The sequence below is a fragment of the Elusimicrobiota bacterium genome (assembly GCA_026388075.1).
GTDB lineage: Bacteria > Elusimicrobiota > Endomicrobiia > Endomicrobiales > JAPLKN01 > JAPLKN01.
The window spans coordinates 372-27204 of record JAPLKN010000120.1; the positions used below are offsets into that span (position 1 = coordinate 372).

Here is a 26833-nt window from a genome sequence, read left to right on the forward strand (position 1 = left end):
TTATGCTGCTTCCATTATCGCTCTCGCGCTTATCGGATCTACCAAGTCTCTCTTTAGTCCTCCTTTCGGAATTATATTGTCATCACCCAATACATCTTGGATCTGTTCTTCCAAAGTCTTCGGAGCTGCACTAAATAACCGCACAAAACCTTCCAATAATCCTATCTTCTTTGATACCGCTGTCCTTAATTCTTCTATGTCTTCTTTAGTAACCAATATGGATTCCATATGCAAAGCCTGTATGCCTTTTTCTGTCTTTAACTGCTCAGATACCCATCCTATGAATGCTTCATATACCTTCAGCTGACGAACCTTAATCATGGTTTCCAATTTAGCAACATCCACATCCATTATTGATTTTTTCTCAAGTATCCCTCTTATTTCTGCCCCGACCTCCGGCGTAGCTTCTGCTATCGCCAGCAATATGTCTTTTGCTACTGTCCTTGTCGCATAACCAAAATTCTCTAGCTCATCACTGAATTTCTCATCTATTGCTTTCTGGCGAATTTTATTCATGACCTTGATATATTGCAGATTGATCTTATCTATGTTCTTTGTGCCGTCAGAAAGTTCAAGCATTCCATACACCTCTTCTGGTGTATGCGCTATTCTTAACAATGCTCTTATCGCGGGCGCTATCTCCGAAGGCTGCATCATGCTGAATATCTTTTCGGTCAAGAAGAACTTGTTTATAGTTTTAACTTGAATTCTCATCTCTTCGACAACATTCGCCCCTATTAATGAAAGGTTTTTAGCGAATGAAATCGGATCAGTGCTTCTCTTTAGACCTTTAAGCATTACTTCCGCTGTCCCTTCGCCAAATAAAGCGTTAAGAGATTCTCTGTAAACTTCTGCTTGTCCGCTTATTGCCATCCGTTTATAAGCTGTTTTTGCCGTATCATCAATTTTTAATACGTCTATCGCTTTAAATTTACTAACAAGTGTTTGCTCAATAGATTTTATCCCTTTATGTCCAGTTAAGTTAGCAAAATCCAATACAACCACTTTCCCGTCTTTAGTGATACCCACGTTGGTTAATATATTATCCATCGCCGTCGCTTCTAACGTAAAACCTTCTATTCTTAAATTATCAAAAAGTTTTGCTAAAGAAAGCATATATTCTTTAGCTTTTGCCATACCCACAGGATTGCTCAAATCAAGCGAGCTCATTGCTTTATCTAAAGGTATCGCTTTCTTCTGAACTACGAATAATATGCCGTCTTCAGTAAAAGTATTAAACTCGGCAACAAGCTCTTTAGAATCAGGTTTACCCATCATCATGTTGTGTTGCGCCACAAGTCCAGCTTGTACTTCTACATCTCTTTCTTGACCAGGTTCCACTACTTTCACCACATAGTCGCCAGACTGGGACTCGTATACCCTTGCGTGTAAACCTTGTGCTCCGGGAATTGGAACTAACGGCTGTTGTAAAACAGCGGCGATCTCAGGCATATCATATTGCAACTTCCGCAATGTTTCAGGCTTAAACTTTGGCAGCTGCTGTGCCGATACCACTGCTGCAATATCTTGAGCGTTTCGTTGAGGTCCAACAAAAAGATCATTTAAGTCCTCTATTGTCTTAGTATTATTCTCTAAAAGAGTATTCCTGAATAAACCGTCTGCAAATAATGCACCTCGTTGTTTTACTATATCATTATAAGCAGTCACGATATTTGTTTCTTCTTTTGTCCTTATAAAATTATTTGCCCACTGTAAATAAATGCCCTGTTTAAATTGATCAAGCATACCAGGAACCTGTGTAGCCGTATCCAGAAACTGTTGTCCCATTTTTTGAATTTGTTCATCCACCTTCTTCTGAATAAAAGTTTTTGCTCGATCGGACAAGTCCGCTTCAGTTGTTGCTTTATCCATGATCGCATCTATCGTCGGATTTACTGATTTATTCACACCAAATTGTGAAACTGCGTATTTATCAATAGCTTCGCCATGAATCTGCCTTAATGCGCGGTATTGCGATATTGCTTCATTTGACATTCCTGCAGCACGCATTAGTCTATCAGATGCTTGACGATAAAACTGCCCGAAAACCGGAGACACAGGAGCAGTGATATCTATTTTCATTCCCTTTCCGACTTCATTTATATCGCCTAAAGTAAGTTTATAGGCAGGAGTATTCCTTCCCGCCTGCCTCATAACATTAAATTTGAATATTCTTACTTCGGCTTCCTTATTTACCTTCGCAGTAATATCACTTCTTATTTGAGCCTCTGTCTTATTTGGATATTTCTTCTCGGCGATTGCCTGTTTGACACGCTCTTCTATTGCCTTCTTTTTCCAATCCGTTATATCTTCAGCAGCATTTGCTTTAACTTTTTCTTTTTGCTGAATGTTAATGTAGTTTATAAGCGCCATTGAAGACCTATATAAACCCTCATTACGTGGAGCCAGTATACCCGTTTGTATCGCAACTTTATCACCTAGTTTGTTAATTCCGCCTGAAGCTTTTTGAACAATCATAGCTCCCGTAGTAACTGCTCCCACAACACCCATAGCAACACCGCCAATACCCTGAATTAGAGGCATAAGCGCTGCAGGAATGAAAGATAATAATGGAGCAGCAGCTCCGAGAGAAAACACTGTAGCTGCTGCCATGCCAATTCCCATACCGGCATATAATAGTCCTTTCAGAATCGTCTTTGTCGCACCACCACGGAATATCCCAATCCTTCCAGTAGCAGCTTTTGCCAATATTGTCTGTTTTGTTAAGTCGTCACCTTTGCTTAAAGACATTATTTCACCTAAATGCAGGCGATTGATTGTTCCTTTATCGACACCGTTTGATTCTAATTGTCTTATGCTGGAAGCTACTTGTTCAGGGCTGAATTCGGTAGAACGCAAAGCGGCTAATGTGTTAACTCGTCTTTCTACCGCAATTGCATCAGTTTGCATCTGTTTATCCAATGTCTTCACCGCCGCTTTATATAAACCGCTGTAACTTATCTTGTTAGGATCTTGTAAAGGTTTGCCCATAGCAACACCCATTGAAAAAGTAAACATCCTCTGTTTAGCCATATCTCTTACCATGCTAAAGAATGAAACTATTTTTGAATCACGCGCTTTAGGAGACTGGGCTAAGACTATTTTGAGGAATTGTTCCATTTTGTCATATGGTTTTAAGGCTGAAAGAATCTCTTTTTTTAAATTCTTTTCATCATATGTCAATCCGACTGCCAACGCTCTTTGATCCAATTTTTCAACTATCAAACGCTCGGCTGCAAGTTTTGAAGCACTGCTAAGAGAAATCTTTTTCTCCTTTGCAAATTCTTCCATACCAACCACATGGGAAGCGTTAGTAATTGCTCTTACCTCGCTGTAATTTAATACAGTTCCCGCAGGCAAAACATCATTCAATATTTGAGCTGTTTCCTGAATTGCACCAAGATCCAACCCATTTCGCGCGGCAAAATCTGATACCATAGATGCTCTTTCGAATCTCTTCTTTGATTCAAAATCTTCTGCTTTCAAAGGAACGAGGTTCATGGTCAATTTATTCGGATCATAACCGGCGTATGAAATCGGCGCCCCGCTATTTTGCATTGTCTGGAAAAATCCTTGCAGATTCCGATAATAATGCTGTATATCGACAGGCTGTACTTGCTGCTGCGCCTGCATTTTCAGCTGCTGAATAGTATAATATGCATATTGCTGGCCGTCATACCTCAATACGCCGTCGCCAATCTGGTATTTCGTTTTTAGGGTATTTTCAAATTTGCTTATTAAAGCAGAATCTTTTATTTGCGCTTCGGTCTTAAGCTGGTTTACTGCCTGAACAATCGTAACAACTTCTTTCTTAAATACTCCCTTGTCGCCAAATCCCGGCAATAAATCGTCTGCATAGCTAAACATAATATCAACTGCCTGCTGTAAAGTCTGAGATCTGGTAATTGCTCTTTCTTGTGAAATAAAACCTGGTGTCGGTTTTATTTCAGCCCATTCCTTTATAAATCCTTCAACTTCTTTACGGACTAGAAGTTCATCGCCAGTTTTGCCCAGTTTCTTAAATAATGATTCTGCGGCTCTGGAGTTTTCCGCCTTTAATCCTTCTAATGCCAACGCGAGCTGTTTCCTGGTATCTACAACCTCTCCCGTACCGGTTGTTGGTTCACTGCCTCTATGTTCATTAAACAATATTTCCTGTAAAACCTTATAGATTTTTTTGCCGATGTCAGAGCCAATTCCTCCGTATCTTTCAACTAACGTTGTCCAGCGTCCGACAAGGAATAAATCCCTTATAGTAGCAGTCATACCTGAGATAAATGATGCTCCTGATTGCTTAAATCCTAGATATGATCTGGATATTTGGAAATCTATTTCAAATTCATCCCCGCCATTTTTTTCAATACTTGCTATTTGGGAAACCATCCTTGAAAGAAGCTGTTCTGATATGCCTTTCGTATTTGCTTCCTTCATAATAGCTGCAATTTCGCTTGTTCTAGCATAAACTCTGCGATAAGATACTTCTCCTTCATGACGGCAGCTTCTCCCCAACGCTTGTCTCATCGCTGAATCAGAAACACCCGTGGCATCCAGGTTAATATCCATGTCTCCAGAGTAGTTCAATGCTATACCCATCTGGTCGGGTTTTCCGATAATAATTCTTTTTACTCCGCTCTTATTGTTATTGTCTATTATTTGATCGATTACATCACCGGAAGTATTCGTATCAACTTTATAAAGCAATCTAGTTATTTCCTGTTTAATTTGTTCTTTATTTATTCCGGCGTCTTCATACGCCTTCGTTAGTTTAGCTTCTAGTTTTTTCATAACGGCATCCTGTACACTTTCATCATGAGAAAGAATCAGCTGGCTAGATTTTAATTTGATTTTTCCATTTTCAAATATAGGTTTCCCATCCTTTAATTCAACAAAACCTTCCCAAGCGTCTGTTGCTATTTTATCTGCCATGTCGCCAAAAAAGCCTTCTCCAATTTTTATAAGGTCCACTGGAGACATTGGTGCTCCGTATTCGCTTATTAACGATTTTCTATCCTTCATGCCTACTCTTATGTCATATTCTTTATCAGCTCCGTATTTTACTACCTGCATGCCAAACGACTGGGCAATTTCTCTTACCTGATCAAGGCTTCCTGAAAGACCGACATACTGGCCCTCGCCATAAAATAGTCTTGAGCCAGCGGTACCAAAGTCGGTTTTACTTGCCTGTACGGCATTCATGGCCTTCTTGTGGCCTCCTTTAGTTTCAGCGCCGAAACATTCACGAGCCGCAGCATAAGCATAAGCATAATCCTGAAAAACTCTGTCCGGTTCCAAATTTCCCGCAGCTACAGGTACAAGTTTGTCTTCGTTCGTTAAAGCAAAATGCTGGGGTTGGCCGGCAAGTCGTTTCTGCAAAATCGCCTGCAGTGCAGAAGTGACATATTCAATTTTTATACCTCTTAAAGCACTTCTAAAACCTTTTAGAGCTTTCTTTTCCGATTCTTGCATGCCAACGCTGCCGTCACTATTAAGCCAGACCTTTCCTTTTGTCTTATTTTCATCCCCAGCCTTATATTGCCCATTTTCAACCGAATCTTCAACCAGCGAAAGAGCTTTTTCATATGCCCTTCTAAATTGCAAAGGACTAAGCGAGTATTTGAATTTATCAGCTATTGATATAGCTTCTTCCATACTAAGAATAAATGAAGTCTGATTTTCAAGGAATACATGGACTTCATCTGTCATTGTTAGACGGGTTTCATCAGACTGAAAGGCTGTTAAGATGTCCGATAACGTGTTATTTCCTTTTACCGCATCAGACTGTGCCCTAGTTCCAAGATGCCCGAAGGTTTCGCCTGTCCATAAACGAATTGCCTTTTTGTTTGTCATTGCAGCTTCAAAACGCTTTATATTATTTGCGTCCGTAGGATTATCCATTACAGCTTTTACAATTTCATCCATCTTGATAAGTTCAGTTTTGCCATCTTCTCCCTTTAAGATTCGCGCATTATATTCTTGCTCCATGTATTTCGTAATTTGTCCCGTGTCTTTAACAAAAATATCCATATTAGCTAACGAGTTTCCCAAAGCTCTTGCATATCCCACGCAATCTATAACAGCTGATTTACCTGCCGCCGGCGGAAGGAATATGGAAATTTTCTTGCCAAGTAAAACGTCTCTTATCGATTCCATCTGCCCTTCCATGAATGCGTAAGCTTTGCCCATCACGGCTTTAGTTTCCTGTTCAAATTTTACTTCTATTTGGGGAAGGGCGGACACCACTTTCTTCAATTTATCAATTATCTGCTTAAAATCAAAGTCTTTCGGAATAGCCAGATCGTTAAAAAACTCGTCCAATTCGGCAGATCCCTTTAGAATTTTGCCTAAAGTCTCACCATCCTTATTAGCTTTTGCGGCATTTTCAAGGCTCTCGATTATCCTTTCAATCGGTTTTGAAGCAATTGCTGCCTGCCCACCAGGCTTTTTACTTTCTGCAAGTTTCTTAAGATCAATCACTTCTTGTTCAGTATTTTTTATTTTCATCGCAATTTGGGTATTAAGTCTTTTTACTGCCATTTGATATAAAGCAGGGCTCATGTCTTTCATGCCAAGAGCTTCTTGAAAATGAATTCTACTTGCATCAATAAAATTAGATGCAAGCTCATTGATCTTGGCTTTAAGTTCCCTTATATGATATTTATTTCCTTCTTTTGACTCAGTTGTTAATTCGTCTTTCCATTGTTCAAGTGCTATTATAAGTCCTTTTGCTTCTTTCATTTTGGCCAGCTGCTCATCTGTTCCTTTTTTAATTTCATTCTTTCTTACTTCTGCAAGAGATTTCATCTTGTCTTCTATAAATGTTTTTACTTCACTCGCCGATTGAGCTAAAGACTTTAAACTATTAGGATTTTTTGTCCAGACAGAACTTGGATTTTTCTGTAAAAGCGCTTTAACAGATTCAGACAGTGCTCCGAATTTGAATTTTTCCAAATATTTATCCACTAAATTGTTTAACTGCCGTTTAGTTAAAACTCTATTTATATTTTCAAGAGAAGCTATTCCGTTACCGGTAATTTTAACTGATTTCCCGTTGATTGTCAGTTCATAATCAAAAACCGGCTCGCCTTTAGAATTTTCTCCAAATTCAATATTTTTCACCTTGAAACCGTTTGCGATGAGTTCGGATATTAAGGGCTTTTCAATTGTGTAAAAATAGTCATTGCCATCTTTGCCTTTGAAATAGAGATAAAGTTCTGATTTTGCAGTATCGTATTTTACATCTGAAATTACTTCACCATTTCCTTTCATTTGTTTAAGCACTAGCGGAATATCAATACCTTTATTTACAACTTCTAAATACATTTTCAGGCTGTTTCTTGCGGCTCTGTTTAAGGTTTTTTGATCCGCTCTTAATCGTTTATTAAAAATATCATTGACATTCTTGACAAGTTCCAGCGTGGCTTTGGCTAGCGCGATTTCCTCATCGCCGGAAGCATTCTTCAGGTTGCTTTCGGCCGCCTGTAAAGCAAGTTTAGGATTATTAGCCAAGACTGCTTCATAGCCGCCTTTAAGATAAGTAATAGAATCCGCTATTTCCATTAATCTGGATTCTGCCGCAAACTGTATAGGCAGAGTTTGACCCAATTTATTATATGCCGCCCTGGCTTCAGACACCGCTTGTGCGTCCCCGCTGAGATAGTTTAGAACTGCGGTCATCTTTGAGGTTTTATATTCGTTAAGCATTTTTTTCTGCTCAGGGGTTAATCCTTTTTCGGCTTCAGCTAAATTTTCCTTAGCTGCTTCAAGCAGGTTTTGAGCTTCAGTGGTTTTCTTTTCGTCAAAAATCCCTTGAGCTTCTGCCAGCATGGCTTTTGCCCGTTCAATTTTGTTAAATTTCAATTCCAGCTTTTTCAAATTAAGAAAACCCGCTTTTTCAAGCAATTTGGATATTATTTCCTGCTGTTTATTTATTTCACTTTTTACTTCTTTCTCAACATATAGCCCCAGTCTTTCAGCAAGCTGTTGAAAGACTTCCAGCGCCAAAGCTTTGCCTCCCATCTCTTTTTTGATTTCAATCAATAACTTTCCTTCTTGCTCTAGCACAACCCTATTGGCCTCAAGCAATGAAATTGCCGGTTTTAGTTTTTCCGCCAATGTTTCTGACCCTGAGATATCAACCAGTGCTTGAATTTCGCCAGCAGTCGCTTCAGCCAATTCTTGAATCTTTCTAGTGATTTTAATTATGTCATCAGTATTTACAGCTTTGCTAAGATCTCTCTTAAGTGCCGCGGCCGCGCTAAAATACATGGCCAAAGTATTTTGGCCGAAGTTTTCAAATCTTTTCCCGATTTCGGTTATCGCTTTTTCAGCTCCTCTGGCCAGAATATCGGATCCGTCATTTCCCTGAAGTGTTTCAATAAATTTCTTTAAGGCATCTATCATGCGAGCTGCTTTTATTTTTTCAATTCGTTCAGCTGAAAATCCTTTTTCTTCGGCTGCTTTTATTATTTCAACTATTTCAGCCTGCATTTTAGACTCTGCCGCTTTCAAACTTTCCGCTCCAGCAATCTCTAAAGCTACTTCTTCGGTAATAAGTATTTTAGTTTCGCCTGTCACTTCTCCTTTTGCGTTATAAAGGGTTATGGTAATTAATTCCCCGACCAGCGGAATCCCTATTTTGCCGGTTTCAACCTCTCCTGCAAGTTTAAACAATTTTTCTGCACTAATTCTTAGAATATTTTCTGCTTCAAAACCCAAATCAGTTATACTATACTCTTGCATAAAAGATTCTAAAATTTTAACCGCTGCTTTTATTTGATCCGCAGTTTCCCAATTTGACATCTGCCCTTGGATAATATCTCCTCTAAGCATGGACAGAGCTGTAATTAAAGCTTCCAATGTTAGAGGTAAATCTCCGGGAAGTTTACCAGTATCAATTTTCTTTAATGATTCCGTTATCTTTTCCAGGTTCGCCACAAGAGGTATTTCAATTTTTCCTTCAGTATATATTAACCACGGTGTATGGGAACTGGAGATTATCTGTTTTGTAAAAACCTCGATAAATCCTTCGGTTATATTGAATTTTCCCAGATTAGGATTTTGCTCCAATAATTCATTTAATGCTTTGCTGAACGTCGCCAATTCTTCAGCATATTTTTGAAGATTAAATTTAGCGAGTTCATTGGGTTTTGTCAGCAATTCCGAAAGTTTTTTGGCAAATTCTCCAAGCGTCTTGGATCCCGCGACCATCAAGCCCGTTATCCCGATACCCATATTCATCAAAACTCTAAGCGCAGAACCATACGCAAACCCCAGTAATTTTTGCGCTTGTTGAAGATTTCCATATTTCCCTCTTATTTTTGCTATCAGTTCCTGTCTCATTTGCTCAGGTATATCTTTCTTAAGTATTTCTACTAATTTTTCCTGCATTTTCTTAATATCTTTTTCAATGGATTCCGATATCTTTTTGGCAACTTCCAGCTGTTCGGGTTTTCCTTCAGCAGCTTTCAGTTTCCATTTAGCTAATTTCGCAGCAAGGGTCGGCTCACTTTTTAAAGCCTCAATCATCTGAACAAAAAGGAATGACATTTCGGACAAGGCTTTCTCAAAAAACCCCCTGTATTCCCCGCCTTCGACAAAAGCGGTTTCCGTGCTCCAGGTTGCTTCTATTTCCCGTTTTTGTTCTTCGGTTTTATTAATTTCGTTCAGCGCTATATACCAAGCCATATTTTCTTTTGTTAAAAATGGCTTTAATATTGTATCAAGAATTTTGCCGAATATTGCTAATAACTGCTGCATTACAAAATATCTTCCTCCGCCAGACCAGATCATTTGTTTCAGAAGTGATTTTATAACCTGCAACACGAATGTCAGCTTTTCCGCGGCTGTTAACACCACTTGAGTAGAAATCTCAGCAACTTTTTGAACACCAAATTGAGGCGCATGGAACATACCAAAAATCGGCGCCATAAACAATGCCGATAAAAACGCTGTTCTGTACCCGTACGCCCATTGTCCGGACCCTAAGTATTCCCATAAACTCTGGTTCATTTGTTTTTCTCTTTCTATTCTTTGGTATTCATGCTGTTCTTGGAAATACTCCAAATTAGAAAGCTCTACAGGAATAGGTTCTTCCGGAGTTGGCGTAGGGGCAAAAAATTCCCCGCTCCAACTTTTTGTGCCCTCATAAAGCCACTGCTTTAATTGTTTCATTCCATGTGAACCAAGCCAGCCCAAAATAGCGCCTATGGGAGTAGCGCCAAATGATCCCATCTGCTGGGCCGTTATAAGCGCTTGCCCAAGACCCCGCCAACTTAATACATTTCGCCAACTTAAGTTCTTAAGCATGGTAGCAGCTGCGGTAGGAAATATCGCGCCATAAACAGCTCCTATAATAGCTCCTATAACAAACATTACTAATACGTCTCCCCAATTAATCTGATTATAAAAATCAATTGCCCAATCCGCAACTGAACCATAATATTTGCCAGAAGTTAAAGTTGAAACTAAAAGATTAACAAAGTATGAGAGAACAGCCAAAGCGCCGAACAATAATGCCAGTTTCGCAATATTTAGGACTGATGTAGATATCGCTAAAGCGCTGCCTGCCAGCGGCGCCGTTATTGAAATGGCCTGAGTCCCTAGGTATAACGTCATCGCGGGTAGGGATACAGCCGCAGATGCCGCGCTTACAACTGACAAAACATTCGCAACAATAGCAGCAATGCTTATGATTAATAATATGATATCTATGGCTGCAGCCAGATTATCTCCTTTTTGAATATCCTGAACTAGTTTCTGCAAAAGTAATGGAATGGAAATAGCGCTGGCAAACCCGCCGACTAATCCCAAAATCATTACAACCCAAGCCCCTGCTGATGCGGCAGCAACACCTCCTGCTGCGGCAAATCCTATCGCGGCGATCCCGGTTGTAGCACCGGCTATAGCTCCTATAAGAGCTCCAATTATTAAGGCTGAAACGATCATATCCCAAACATAACCGCTTCCCGTGTGAAACAAAATAATAGGCCCGGAAGTATTAAGCACTATTAAGCATACGACGAAAGCAAGCAGAGCCCCAACAATAGCTCCCACAACAGCTCCGCCGGCCACTGTAAAAGGATTACATGCTAGAAGGCCAAGCGCCCCACCTATAAGGGCTCCGGAACCTGCAGCCGCAAGCACGCTAACAAGAACAAACTGCCAGCTTTCTGCTATTAAACCAAACTGCCTATCAACCCAGCCTGGCGCTATACCCATCGCAAGAGGAATCCCTATAGGCGGAAAAATTATTATGATGACCCACAACCAATTAAGACTATCATCATCTTTTTTTACTTCTTTATACGTTGGATAGGCCTGACCATCTCTAATGATCGTATATATTGAATTATTGTTTATTCCAGAATAAGTCAACAAGTACCCGACCCCATTAATCATGATAGGACGAGTAGCAGGATAATCTTGTCTTACAATTATTGATCTGCACCCGCTGGCAGGGGAAGCAGAACTATTAACAGAGTTGGGATATGCCACCCAGAGTCTATTTCCAAGAAAACCCCATTGACCGGTAGTATCTTCCCTGTAACTATGTTTAATATTCCAGCCAATAAGACTATTAACTGAATATTGTTTTACTTCGTTAAGTCCCTCGGTTTCGTTTTTACCTCCCAAAAGATGATCCGTTTTAGTTACATAAGGATTAAAGTTGTTATTCGGGTTGCCGGTAATGTAGGAGTAAGTATCCTTATATTTGTTATGACGCAAATTTGCCATGTTATCATCGCTAATATTATTTGTTGGTGTAGTAGTATTTTTATCGCCATTCTGTACAGTACAATTAGCATTGTAGGAACTTTGATATAAATAAGTCTGATAAATTTGGCCATAAGCGTCCGTAGCCCAGCCATAATATTTGCCCTCATAAACATACTCTGCGGGATCTCCGGACCGGTAACTACCGTCGTAATATTGGATAATCCATAACCTGTTCTGATCCAGTTTGCCCCCTCCTGCTTCTCCCTGGCTCGCTGACCTATTCGCTGAAAAACCCAGTGCTGACCTCATTCTTAATCCCCCAAAAATTCTTGTATATACGTAGCTTTCAAAATTGTAATCCAAATATACTCCGGAAAGAAAATAAGAGGCTGATGTCGGCATCCAGAAAGCGATTACTCTTTTTTGCATTTCAACTATTTCTCCGTAAGCAGCCGCGCTTCCGCCATAGTGGGTAAAGATATCCGTTTCTCTTTCCGGAGCATTTTGCGGATCATTACTAGCGTTAGGAGTAAGAGCCCCATATACAGCGGAAGAATAATCCAGCCAAGTCCTTGTCGGCTTCCAGGTTCCGTCTTCCGGAAGAAGAGGGTACCAATGATAAGCAGCATCACTCAGCCAAGCTGGCGGCAGAATGTAATCTTGATCAAAATAATAATATTCGGTATAATTATGGTTATCTACATAAACATCAGTCCCGCTATACCACTGCCGGTTTCTTTTATAATTCAGTATCGTGTGTCCACCATTGTAAGCCCCTATATAGTCGAAAGTATCAGTATAGGAAAGGTCGAAATCTGTGGTTGGAGGTGTAAAATTGGCATTGTTTCCATTAGATGAAGTTGAATCTTGGGGCAAACAAGTCACAAATAATACCTGATAGAGCTTCCAGCTGTTGTCAAGGGGGGTCTTGGCATATGTATCTGTTGCATAAGTAGTCATTTTTGCAGACCATGTTTCCTGTCCCGCAATAGTCCTTGTGGTTGTATGATATGTCTTTATATTAGTTCTAAGCCATTGTCCGCCTGCCAGTCCGTACCAATACCACTCCATCCGCCCGTCAATCAGTTCTTCGCCCGGCTGGACCGTGGGAACTGAAAATCCGTATTTGGTATAAATCGGCAAAACTTCGCTGCCGAATACTTTGTAAGCAATTTGACGGGAGAAACTTCTTCCGTTACGTCCGCTGATCCCCGTATTACTGTAAGTTCCGAGAACCTCAGTTATTCTTACATTGCCGTCCCATTTCCAGAGGGTACCGCCGGCAGTAAACGACCTTGCGTAAGTATAAGTTTCAGACCTGTCCCACTCAGTATCATAGGTAGAAACATGAGTCATCCCTGTTCTTAATACGGAACCATATAGATAACTATAAGAATATGTTTCATAATAATTTTTCGCCCAGTCAACAGAATAGGCGGCATCTATTCGCATTCTTTGGAAAGTTCCATTCACAAAGGCGTAATTATAAATTTCTATTCTGTCCTCTGAATGGTCGTACCTGATTGCTATTGCAGACATTCCAACATTGGTCCAATCAACACCGCTATCTGTAAATCCTCTGTATCTGTAAGCTTTTTCGCAAAAGAAGCCTTTTTCAATTGTGTACGCGCGGTTTTCCCCGTAACTTTTTGACATATTGTAGGAATCAGTAAAATAGACATCAGTCTCGTAAGTAACCATGCTCCCGTCCCAATTGTAAATAGTACTGTTGAGATTGAGATTACCCCTGGAGTAATAATATGTTTCAAATTTATTTCCAGACTGATCTGCGGTGCCGTAATAAGCAGTGTATGTCATTTTCAATGGGACAACCGCTCCCGCAACCGGATCATATCCATATGTAAACAATTTTGTATAGCTTAGATCAGAATAATTAGTGTTTGTCCATGTCCCGCTTATATATTTGCCATACTTACAAACCTCTTTGGTCGGCTGTATACTGCCGTCACCGCGTCTTTTCTGAGCGCCTGTTTCACTGCCGGTGTCCCCGTAGTAATAAGTTTCCTCTCTTGCAATTGAATCATCCCCACCCGTCCCGGCTGTATAAGTCAGCTGGTACTTTGTTACGGTTCCCTGCACCATAATATACGATATTGTCTCGTTAACATTTTTGGAGCTCTGATCAGCAGCAGCAATATCCGAAATAAGCCCTGCAGTTATATACACCGCTGACATTGAGGTTAACTGTAAACTGCCGTCTAAACCTGCCGGTCTTGAATAAGTATAATATTCATTTCTTGAATCGAAACCGTATGCTCCCGAATACGAATTATCACTATTGTATGCACGCGCATAAAAAGTTTTCCGTGTTTGCATTAGCTCACCAAATGAATATCCCCAAAAATATATTTCATCAGAGTCATATACTTTTATTGCATATCTTGCCAATTTCTTAGTGATTTGGAGACTGCCGTCTGGCTGCCTCCTGCCTTCATTATGCCCGCCTACTCCATCCGTACCGTAATAATAGGTTTCTGTCCTGTCCCCGGAAGAATCAATATAATTAGTGCCGCCAAAAGCAAACGTTAGGCCGGTGCGGGACATTGAAATTTTTACAAGCTGGCCGTATGTTTTGTACTGCGCCGAATCGCAATACGTAAACGTCTCTTTATAGCTTTTGGCGCTGCCTTCAACTACTCCATTTATTAAAACGGAAAAGACATAAGTTGTCCCGGTTTTTTGCAGGCTTCCGTCCGCCTGCCTGGTGCCTTCTCCCGAACCAGTTGCGGGAGAACCGTAATAATAAGTTTCAACTCTGTTGTTCCCCTGATCCCAAAATGTGCCGGCGGAAGTGGTAAACGACAAGCCTGAATGAGTCATTGTCTTCATAACTAGTTGGTGATAGACATTTTGAAGATCCGATAAACTGCAGTAAGTGTAAGTTTCTATAAAATTTCTCGGATCCTGCGATAAAGGACTACTAAAATATATCGGGCTATACTTCTTACCTCCTTTTTCCCAATAATAGGAACCATCAAATGTATAACCATTTTGCGAGGCAATAACATAACTGTTAGGATCATCATAATCGCCACTGCCTTTATAAACATAACTACCATAGCTAGGATCAACAACTCTATATATGGGTGATCCGCCAGCAGATTCGGTAACAGTTGTTGCACCCTTTCCAAGAAAAGCTTGACGAGCTTGTATTGACATTGTTACAGGTATCCACGGTGGAGTAGCCCCAGTTCCCCAACGGAAACCAAAAGTATCGTTTGAAATGGAATAAGTTACTACTACTTTAGTTTTTTGGAGAGTGCCGTCCGCCTGCCTGGCACCTTCCGCAGTTGTCCCGGCTGCATTTGTGCCGTAATAATAGCTTTCAGTCCTGTCCTGAGTTGTATCGGAACCAGCTGCGCCGGCATGGATCATTGACCTCATAACCAGCTCGTGATATGTTGACAGCTCTGCCGCAGTGCAGTATGTATAGCTTTCCGAATAGCTCTTTCCGGTAGTTACAGAATAAGCAACATTAATACCGGTTTTCTGTAAAGTTTTATCCGCCTGGACAACATATGTGTAAGTTTCAGTCCTGTCATCGGAATGATCAATAAGCGCGGCGTGAATCATAGAATTATTAATAATTCGTCCGGAAGAAAGTGAAAAAATAAAAGTTTCAGTATAATTTGATTTCATAAAAGGTGCGGTTGGAAAAGCATAAGCGACAGATACCCGGCCGTATTGAATTGTTGTATTACCATTTTTAATATAATACAGAGCCGCATTGGCCGGAGACACTGTATAACCATTGGCTGCAGTGGCAAGGACATAATTATTCGGATCCTCATAAGAACCGCTTCCGCTATACACGTAAGGCACCCCATTAGAATCAACAAGGTAGCCAGCAGGATGAACTACCACACCCATTTCAATTAAACCTTGAACTGCTCTCCCTGATAGTGTGGCATTGATTACAGGCACGTCTCCATTAACATCAATGGCTCCATACCTGAAACCATTCAAATTGTTTGAAAAACCGGCATCTACCGTAACTTGAGTCTTTTGAAGGCTTCCGTCCCAAGAAGGCAAATTATTTATAAAAGTGTTAAAATCGGCAGTCGGAAAAGATCCTTCCTTGTTATCCCAATGGTATTCCGCCCAACTGATGTTCCCGTAACTAGTGTTCCCGCTAAACTGCTTAAAGAGCCCTGAAGTTGTAAAAACTTTAAACAATGCCGAGTCAAAAGGGCTGCTCGCGGTGTAGGCTGCTCCCCCGCTTAAGCCAAGGTAACTATTTATTGCCCCAAGATAGTACGAAATCCAGTTGGGATTGCCGAAAGGCACGCCTGTCGTCATCCAATGCCACCACATACTCCCAACAACCCATTGTTGATAGTCAGTCAGGTTAGAAAAAGACGTGCCTTGTGTCGGGCTGACGTACCGAGAAATCGGAATGCCGTTCTTGTCAACAGTTCCGCTTGTCGCGTAGGTATAGGTTTCAACCCTGTCTTTAGAATGATCTATAATTCCGGAAAATTGCCTCTTATATTCAACCAGTTGTCCGCTAGATAGATGTTTCTGATAGGCAATCGTTTGGATAATATTTCCCGAATATGAAATAAAATTCTGCGGGCCGGGAACATAGAAAAGCACTGCGCAGAAATTCACCGTAGTTCCATTTATATTTTTTGTGTACCAGCGCGCGAGAGCAGGATTAGGCGATTGGGTATATCCATTATCCGGAGTGGCAATTTCGTAGCTGTCAGGATCATCAAGATCACCGTAGCCTTTATATACGTAATCGTAATAGGAGTAAGAATCATAAAGTCTATCCATTCCCCAAGCAGGATCTCTTTCCGTTCTCGCTCCTTGAGCAAGCAAGCGTTGAACCGTCATCCCGGACATTGTCGGATATTGATAGCTTGAATTATAATAATAAAGGAAATTACTGTTTGCCCAGCCTGAAGTTAAATAAGCTATGGAAATTTTGGTCTTTTGCAGACTGCCGTCCCATGTATAAACTGTCCCCCCTATGTTTACGTTTGTGCCGTAAGTATAAACTTCAACCCTGTCTTTTGAAGTATCGCTGTATGCGATGCCCGCAACAGTGAAAGGCAAAGCTATATGAGCCATTTTCGTCATAACAAGTTTACCATACTTTATAAAACCATCAGCACTGCTTGTACCGTAAGAATATAATTCTTTGTAATTCCTTGAATCCTGTGATTGAGTCGTCAAGGGAAGAGCAAGAAGCACTGCTGTTATATCATGCTGCACGCCGCCTATAGTCTTAAGATAATATCCTGGAGTGCCTCCATTACTGCTATAGCCATTGGCCGTAGTGGCAAGTTCATAACTGTTAGGATCATCAAAGTTGCCGGTGCCTTTGTACACATAATCATAATAATTTGCGCCGCCGTCAGGAGAACCCTGAAGCCTGTAATACGGTTTCCATCCAGTAACATAACCGGTTAAAGCATCAGTTCTCGCTCCCATTGCAATAAGTGTTTCAATTGTTTTCAAAGGCATTGTTTTATCAGTAGTGAAAGCAGTACTGCCAGCCCAACCGACATCCATATGATAAAATGTAAATAATTGGGCCGGGCTGTAAATTACTGTACTCTGAGTCTTTTGCAGACTGCCGTCCGCCTGCCTTGCATAAGAGAAAGACTCTGTTCTGTTATCGGAAAGATCCCAGGAAGAATAAGAACTGCTGTGATGACTGCAAACATTGCTGTAAACTACGTAACTTGCTTTTATCTCGCCTGAAAACATATCATAACCATAAGTTTCTGTCCCGCTTTCTTTTGTTGTATAAAGATATTCCCTTTCAAGAGCGGACGTTTTCCATGTTCCGTCAAACACGCGTGTATACGTGAAGTATTCATTTCTGTCTTTACTATGATCAGCCGTATACGAACCCCCGCCGGCCAATATTCCATTAAGACCCGCATAAGTCGTTTCTGTTTCAAGAGCAGATCCGTAAGTAGCTATATTAGGAGCATACGTAACAGTCTTTGTATAACTCTTGCTGTAATCGTTTGTGTATTGAACGTCAATGGTTGTAATTTTTAAAGTACCGTCACATTGCCTGACAGCATTGATTTTATCGGCAATAGTGCCATAATAATACAATTCTAATCTATTTTCAGATTTATCAATCGGATTTATGTGCTGTTTCCCAAACAAAACAACTTCGCCAGACTGCACCAAATAAGCAAAATGTTCTGTGTAATTACTGCTCGGCGCGGGACTTGTAAGATATATTGGGCTGCAAATTATACTCCCCTTCTGATAAAGCCCGCTGGCATCGGTATAGCCATTTTCTATGCTTGCAATTTCGTAACTGCTGGGATCATTAAAAGCTCCGCTGCCTTTATACACAAAGTCTACGCCCGTAACCGCATCTTGAAGTCTATAATATCCGGCACCAGCAGTTAATGAACCGCTATAATAGGATGTAGTTGCTCCCTTTCCGAAAAGGGCTTGAAGGGTTTGGGCAGAAATCGTTATTGCAGGGTCTCCGAAAGCTCTTACACCGTCATAACGGAACTTAATGCTATCGCCTGTTGCGCTAGTCAAATAAGACAGCACGCTTTTAGTCATCCTCAGGCTTCCGTCCCAACCTAGCACACCTGGCGATCCCGGCGGATATGCTCCACCAGGCCCTAAATTTATTAATGAATTCGGATCTAACGTAATATTCAAAGAAGTGCCATAGGTATAATCTTCTCTTTGCGGGATTGCGTCATTATTTTTTATCCAATTTGTTCCGTTATACTTAAGCGAAGTCGTGATTTTTGTTTTTAAAACAACCTGGCCGTAATCGGAAATCCCTCCGAAAATATTTATTGTTTCATTATTATCAGCATTTCCGTAATCGTAAGCAACCTTCTGCCGGATTTTTCTTAAACTCCCGTCCCACGAATAGATTGTAACTCCGTCAAAATAATTAGTCCCGTACGTATAAGTTTCAGTTCTGCTTTCCGAGTTATCTGTATATGTCTGCCCGTTTGCGCTGAACTGCTTTGCCTGATGGCGCATCTGAGTAACAACAAGTTCGCCGGATATTGACGTATATGTATAGGTTTCAGTATAGTCTTTCGGATTAGGATAACTTTGTAGAGGCTTGTCAAATATAACCGGGCCATAAGCACGACTGCCTTTAGAAAAATAATCGCCGGTGGGAGTATAAGTATTATCTACTAAAATATAACTGTTCGGGCTATTAATATTGCCTGTACCGTCCCATACATAAATTTTATTGGTAAGAGAATCTATAAGCTTATAACCGCCCCAATAAGAATCATAAACAGCAATAGCGCCGTTTCCGGTAAGATACTGTAAAGTTTGCGCGCTCATTGATCCGCCCACAGTATAAGGCTGCCAGCCGCCGCCGATCGACTGCAAATATTTGACTTTATAACTATTGTTTTGGTAAGCGAGATAACTTACTGAAACCTGAGTTTTTTGAGTGCTTCCGTCACTTTGAATGCCATATTGGTAAGTTTCAAGTCTGTCTTCGGATTTGTCAGTAGTTAAACTGCGATGAACCATCGCTTTCGTAACCAGTTCGCCTGATTCTAAAGCGTATGAATAAATTTCAGTATAAAAATTTGATCTGGAAAAGAATGTTGTCGGCAGAAGATTTGTCAAAAATACCGCGCCATATTTCACAGCGGTATCACCATTTTTTATAAAATAATTCGGATTTGTATCCACTGAATAACCATTAGCAGAGGTGGCAGGCTCGTAGCTGTTAGGATCATCGTAAGCGAGGCCGCCGCCTTTGTACACATAGAGACTTCCACTAGCAGAATCAAAAAGTCGTATATAACCAGCTTCAAGAACTGTAACCGCTCCCTTTTCAATGAAAGCTTGACGCGTCCGGCCGGACATTGTTACAGGTATCCAGGGCGGATTAGCCCCAGTCCCATAATAGAAACCAGAAACATCGCTTGCAAAACCCGCATCCACCAGAACCTGAGTTTTTTGAAGGCTTCCGCCCCAAGTGAAAGTATCGCCGATATCGCCGTCATTATTAATGTCTCCCGTAACTGCGCTTTCCTGCAACGACCTTGCATATAAATAGGTTTCAGTCCTGTTATTTGAAGGATCATTTCCAAGCCCCACGTGAGTCATAGATGTATTAACTATTTGTCCCGTTACAAATCCGTAGGTATATGTTTCGTAATAATTTTTATCAAGAAGCATATTATTTATATAACCGTACGGAGTAAGATATGTAACATCAGTTCTAGTTCTTTGCAGGGTCCCGTCTCCGCCTGCAGGCCTTGAATAAGTATAATCTTCCCTGGTATTCTGGGACCGGTCAGACTCTTCGCTTCCGTTAATCGGATTATAATATAGATTAATATGCTTTTTACTTACCTGAACCAGCTGGCCATAGCTTGATATGCTTCCGTAAGTGTATTCTTCCGAATAATTTTTTGCGATATTGTAAGCAGTCCCATTGACAGAATAATCAACAATAGTAGTAATTTTTTGCAGACTTCCGTCGCCCCAAGCGGTTCCATTATTATTAATCGTCCCATACGTATATTGCTCAGTCCTGTCCTGTGAATGATCTATAACTCCTGAATGTGTCATTTGAGTAATAACCAGCTGGCCATATGTTGACAGCTCCGCTGACGTAGAGTATGTGTAGGTGTCAGTATAGTTGTCTGACGTTGCTGGCGTCGTCGGAAGAAGATTTGAAGATGCCACGTGGAAATAAGAATAGGTTAACCCATCATTCCCAACTTTGTTGTAGAAGCCCGTTCCCGTATCAAGAGTATACCCGTTCGCTGCCGTGGCGGGAACATAGCTGTTCGGATCATCCAAGGGAGCGCCATTTCCAACATATACATAAATTTTACCTGAGACAGGATCAGTAAGCACCCAGTCATAATAGGTATTGCCGCCGGATGTCCACGTATTTAAAGATTGTGTCGCTCCTTTCTGAATTAAACCCTGAATCGTCCTTCCGGACAATGTTAGCGGTTGATATTGGTTAGCGCCGCCGTTCACGCGGTAGACAAAGCCACCTGTATTATCGCTTGCAAAACCCGCATCAACAGTAGCCTGAGTCTTTTGAAGGCTTCCATCGGCCTGTATCTCATAATCATATATTTCTGTCCTGTCTTTAGAGTGGTCGAAAAGCCCGTCGTATTTCATAACTTTAAGCACCAAACCACCGTCAACTAATTTATACGAGTAGCTTTCAGTATAATCTTTTCCTGCGCTGTACTGTGTGTCGGGAGGAATATCGGGAGCAGTATCAGGGGCAATGTCCGGAGGAATATCCGGCTGCATATCCGGTGCAGTATCAGGTGCGGTATCAGGACGAGTGTCTGCAGGGGTTGTTGTCTGCTGAATACCTGTTAATCCGTTAGTGTTTGTCCATGTTTGTTCAATTACTCCGGAACCGTTTGTATCTGTCCAGACTTGCTGAATATCTGCCGGGTAGCCGTTTGATATATGTAAGCCGTTTGTATCTGTCCAAGTTTGTTGGATTCCCGCATAACCGTTTGTATTTGACCAAGTCTGTTCTATAGGATTTCCATCACCATTGACATCACCGCCGTTTGTATCTGTCCAAGTTTGTTGGATTGCGCTTGGATCGCCATTGGTTTCGGTCCAATCTGTCTCAATGGGATCTCCGTTACCGTCCACATCACCGCCGTTTGTATCCGTCCAGCCAGATTGATAGCCTGTCCTGCCGTTTGTTTCTGTATAAAAATACTGGTATCCTGAAAGCCCATTGTCATCATTAAGAACAGGCGGTGCGCCAGGCGCAACTATCCAAAGCAAATAAGTCAAGCCCCAGTTTATACTATCGGGAGGAATATCCGGATGGACATCCTTGTCAGTATCTGGGGGTCTATCCGCTGGAGTATCAGGGGCTGTATCAGGGGCTGTATCAGGAAGCATATCAGCAGGCGTTACTGTTTGCTGAATGCCTGAATAACCGTTAGTATTTGTCCAGCCGGTCTGAATGCCCGCTATACCATTATCGTTTGTCCGACTTGTCTGAATTCCTGTTATGCCGTTATCATCTGTCCAGTCTGGCTGAATTCCCGGCTTGCCGTTATTATCTGTCCAATCTGGCTCATACGTCCCGTTACCGTTTACATCTGTGTAGGTAGGCTGATAACCGGCAGTGTTGTTGTTCTCGGTGTAGACTTGTTGAATACCCAACATTCCGTTATCGTCTACCCAATTCTCCTGAATTCCCGTCTTTCCGTTATTTTCCGTCCAGGTGGTTTGTATCCCCGACATGCCGTTAGTATCTTCCCAGCCGGAAGTGTACGATACTTTTGTAGAAACCTTCTGCAGACTGCCGTCCCATGTGTATGAGTTACCGTTAATTACGACATTGAAACCATATGTGTAGGTTTCAGTTTTGTTATTTGAAATGTCCGTATAATTAACGCCTCCAACGCTAAATTGTAAGCCGGCATGCTTCATCTGAGTCATAACAAGTTTGCCGTAATTAACGGTATTTCCGGCATTGGCCGTAGCGAATAAATATTGTTCTCTATAATTTTTAGCGACATCCACAGGATAAATAAAGTCCACTTGAGTTTTCTGCAGACTGCCGTCTACCTGCCTCGTTCCTTCAATATGCCCTGCAACACCGTCGGTACCGTAATAATAGGTTTCTGTCCTGTTATTGGAAGTGTCGGTATAGGTACCGTTAGTAGTAATAAACTGTAAACCAGTATAAGTCATTGAAGTCATAACAAGCTGCTTGTACGATGACAACGAAGCGCAATATATATAGCTTTCTCTATAGTTTTTAGCGACATCATAATCAACGCTATTTACAGAATAAATAACATCAACCTGAGTTTTCTGCAGACTTCCGTCTACCTGCCTTCTTCCTTCATTATGCCCTGCCACACCATCAGTACCGTAATAATAGGTCTCAGTCCTGTCCTGGGAATGGTCGGTGGCACCCGTATGCGTCATTGAAGTCATAACAAGCTGGCCGTATTTAGTTTGCAAATCCGTAGAATTGCAATAAAAATAATTTTCAGTATAACTTTTTGCCGTATCTACAGAATAAGTTACAACAGACTGGCTTTTTTGCCTAGTGCTATCTGCTGCTTTCGTATACGCATAAGTTTCGGTCCTATCCTGGCTGTGGTCGGCTATATACGATCCTCCTCCAAACAGGACACCGTCCAAACCTGAGTAAGTAATATTCATCTCAAGAACAGTTCCGAAAGTAGTTAGCGACGGAGAATATGCAACAGTTTTCTTATAACTCTTGTTATAGTTATTTGAATAACGAACCTGCGTTTCTGTGATTTTAAATGTTCCGTCCGCCTGTCTTACAGGCGTGGTTATATCAGCCGGGACACCGTAGAAGTATTGTTCCACCCTGTTTTCAGATTTATCAAATGTGCCAAGATGTTCCATCCATGATGCAACCACTTCGCCGCCCGCTAACTCATATCCGTAATATTCGCTATATCCTCTAGGATCAATTCGTGGAATCGGGAATCCAATAAATAGGGCTGTAGATCTTACACCTCTAGAAGCATTTTCATATATGTTATTTACTGCGTCATAAACCTGCCAACCGAACGCCCCAATGGCAGCCTCATAGTTGCTTATATCATTAATATCGCCGCTGCCCTTATAAACTACCGTGTTGCCGGCGGCATCAACAATTTTATATAAACCCCTGCTGTAATCGAAATCCGTAGAAAGTCCCGCTGCAATAAGGGTTTGAAGTAAATTGCCGCCGATACTTATATATTTTTGATAATAACCAACACCTTGATACATATACCAGAACATTACATCAGCTGTGGGAGGCAAATAAGTTACCGAAATTTGGGTTATTCGTAAGCTTCCGTCCCAAACTGAATTTAGCGACTGGCCCCTGTTATTTAGCAAAGAATTCGGATCAATCGGTAAATTAAAGGAGGTTTCGTAATTATAATCTTCTCTCTTCAGGAATGCTCTCCCTATGGGATTTCCGTTATAATCAAGCGGAGTTGTGATTTTTGTTTTTAAAACAACCTGGCCGTAATCAGAAAGACCTCCGTAAACATTTTTTTCATAAGTATTTTTTGAGGCATCGGTATCATAGGTAACTTTAATGCCGGTTTTTCTTAAACTTCCGTCCCAAGCAATGGTATCCCAAGGATGTGTTGCCGTACCATCACTCCCATTGCCGTTTAAATCGCCCGTAATATTGGTTTCAGTCAAACTGGTACCATAAATATAAACTTCAGTTCTGTCTTGTGAATAATCTCTAACCAGTTGGCCTCCGACCGTAAATTGAAGACCCTGATGACGCATCTGAGTTATCGCTAGCTGATGGTACACCGCCATATCCCCCAAATTGCAGTAAGTATAGGTTTCTTCGTAGTTACGTGACGGGCTAAAAGAATAATAGACTTTAACATTATTTTTTTGAACGCTTCCGTCTATCTGGCTGGCATAACTGTAAATTTCTATCCTGTCCTGCGAATGGTCATATTGAAGCCCGCCGGCAATATCTGCAAAACCTTTGTACTCAAAAACTTTTTGGACAAGTGCACCGCTTTCCATGCCGTATCCGTAATACTCGGTATGGTTATCAGCAAAGTTAGTATTGTAAGTAATTGTTGACGATATTTTTTGAAGGCTTCCGTTCCAAGTCAGAGTATTTTTAAAAGTGTTAAAATCGGAAGTTGTAAACCAGCTCCCGACCTTCCAATACACTTGTCCCCAACTGTCGGTCCCGTAGCTAGTGTTTCCGCTAAACTGCTGAAAGAGCCCTGAAGTTGTAAATACATTAAACAATCGCTGGTCAAAAGGACTGCTGGTGGTGTAGGCTGCTCCCCCGCTTAGGCCAAGGTAAGTATTTATTTTCCCAAGATAGTATGTAATCCAATTGGGATCGTTGTTAGGTGGAGTTCCGCTAGGTGAATTATGCGTCATCCAATACCACCACATACTCCCAAGAACCAATTGTTGATAGCCAGTAAGGTCAGAAAAAGACGTGCCTTGTGTCGGGCTGACGTAACGAGTAATCAGATTGCCATTCTTGTCAACAGTTCCGCTTGTCGCATAGTTATATTTTTCAATCCTGTCATTTGAATCGTCATTACCTAATCCCGTATGCGTCATGCTTGTCTGAACCATTGCTCCATATTGAAAACCGTATTCAAATGTCTCGTAATAGTTTTTATCATTAAGTGCGATATTAGATGTGGTGTCAGAATTTATGTATGTAACATCAGTCCTTGTTTTCTGCAGGGTACCGTTTCCTAAAGCAGGCCTGCCATAAGTATAGTCTTCCTTCCAGCATTGGGATTGATCTGAATATGAGGTTCCGCCAATTGTATATTGGTTTATACGCGTTTTACTAAGCTCCATTAGCTGGCTAAAATTGTTGCCTCCCGAACTTAAACCATAAGTATAGCTTTCGGTATAATTCTTTGCGATATTATAAGAAATACCGTTAACCGAATAATCAACTGATACGGAATCTTTTTGTACCGATCCGTCAGCTGCTGTTAAATATGTATAGGTTTCGGTACGGTTTTCTGATTTATCAGTTATTCCGCTATGAACCATTACGGATAAAGAAAGATTACCCCGATTTACGCCATAAGCGTAATTTTCATCATAATCTTTCTGTGAATTCACTACATATCTTACTAGCGCTTTAGTTTTTTGATAACTGCCGTCCCCGTTATAAGTATCACCGCTTATGGTAACACTATTGTCAAATATATAGGCCTCTAATCTGTCATTGGAATTGTCAAAAGTTCCGTCATACTGCATTTTATATTCATTTATTACTCCTCTATAGTTCTGGTATGCTATTTTCTTTGTATAATTTCTCCGATCTGTCGCTCCATAAATTACCGAAGTCTGTGTCTTTTGCAGGCTTCCGTCCCATACATATGTAAAAACACCGCCGTCGGGATATGTGATAGCGGTACTGGTGCTATAGCCATAGGTTTCAATCCTGTCATTTGAAGTGTCGGTATAAGTATCAGCACCGACGGTAAACGCCAAGCCCGAATGCTTCATCGTGGTCATAACAAGCTGATTGTTAACCTTAGCATAGATATAATCTTCTTTATAATTATTTGCAACATCAACAGTATAAATAACTTCTGTTTTTGTTTTCTGCAGGCTCCCGTCCCAATTAAAAGTATCATTTTTATCCCCGTCATTATTAAAGTCAAAAGTTCCATTTTCTATTAAGGATCTGTTGTAATTATAGGTTTCCGTCCTGTTTTGTGACTGGTCTAGCGATAAACCAGAAAATACCATCTGACTTTGTTGTATCTCGCCAAAATACGTATCATAACTATAGGTTGCTATACCGCTTTGGTTTACTGAATTTATAAAATCTTTTTGAATCGTTTTAATTTGCCAGCTGCCATCCGCAACTTTATCATAGATATAAGTTTCAGCCCTATCCTGACTGTGATCTGCTACATAAGGAGTTACTCCGTCTGCCAATAAACCATTCAATCCACTATAAATCATCCCGGTTTTTAGGGCAGCCCAGTATGTAGATATACTGCTTGCATAATTAAAAGTTTTAGAGTAACTTTTGCTATAGTCTGTCGTATAAGAAACTTCCATTACCGTTGCTTTCAAAGATCCGTCTGCCTGTCTTATTGCATTCGCCTTATTATTGTTTGGATCACCGTAGAAATATTTTTCTCTTCTGTCTTCAGATTTATCAACTTGACCCTGATGTTCCATCTCCGCCATAACCAACTGTCCGCAGGCTAACTGATACCCGTAATTTTCAACGTAATTAATGGGATTAGGAACTGATATAGGCAGAGGATTTTCAAAATATATCGGATGTGCCCAAATATAAGTATCCCCGCTGACAAACTTTGTATAACTGCCGGGATAGTAATGGGGCGAATAACCATTAGCTGGGCTTGCAATTTCATAGCTATTAGGACTATTGATATCGCCAGTACCTTTGTATACATAAGCCAGGCCGGTTGCAGAATCTATTAATTTATATTTGCCTAATTCATTAATTGTTATCGCTCCCATCGCAATAAAAGACTGAAGTGTTTGAGCGTTCATTGATCCATAGTTTACAGGCGCGCTTCCGGAAGGCCCGATTATATACCCGTAGCTGACGCTAAAATTATTTACAAAATTATAA

General features: G+C 40.9%; 1 protein-coding gene. It reads right to left on the reverse strand.

Going from position 1 to position 26833, the window contains the following annotated elements:
- A complete protein-coding gene (locus NT145_06430; protein MCX5782324.1) occupies window positions 1-26751 on the reverse strand; it encodes a hypothetical protein in 26751 nt (8916 codons plus the stop codon).
- Window positions 26752-26833: the final 82 nt, after the last annotated feature.

Coding starts and splice junctions, on each gene's coding strand:
- NT145_06430 (MCX5782324.1), bottom strand. CDS start 26,751: ATGAACGCTCAAACACTTCAGTCTTTTATTGCGATGGGAGCGATAACA.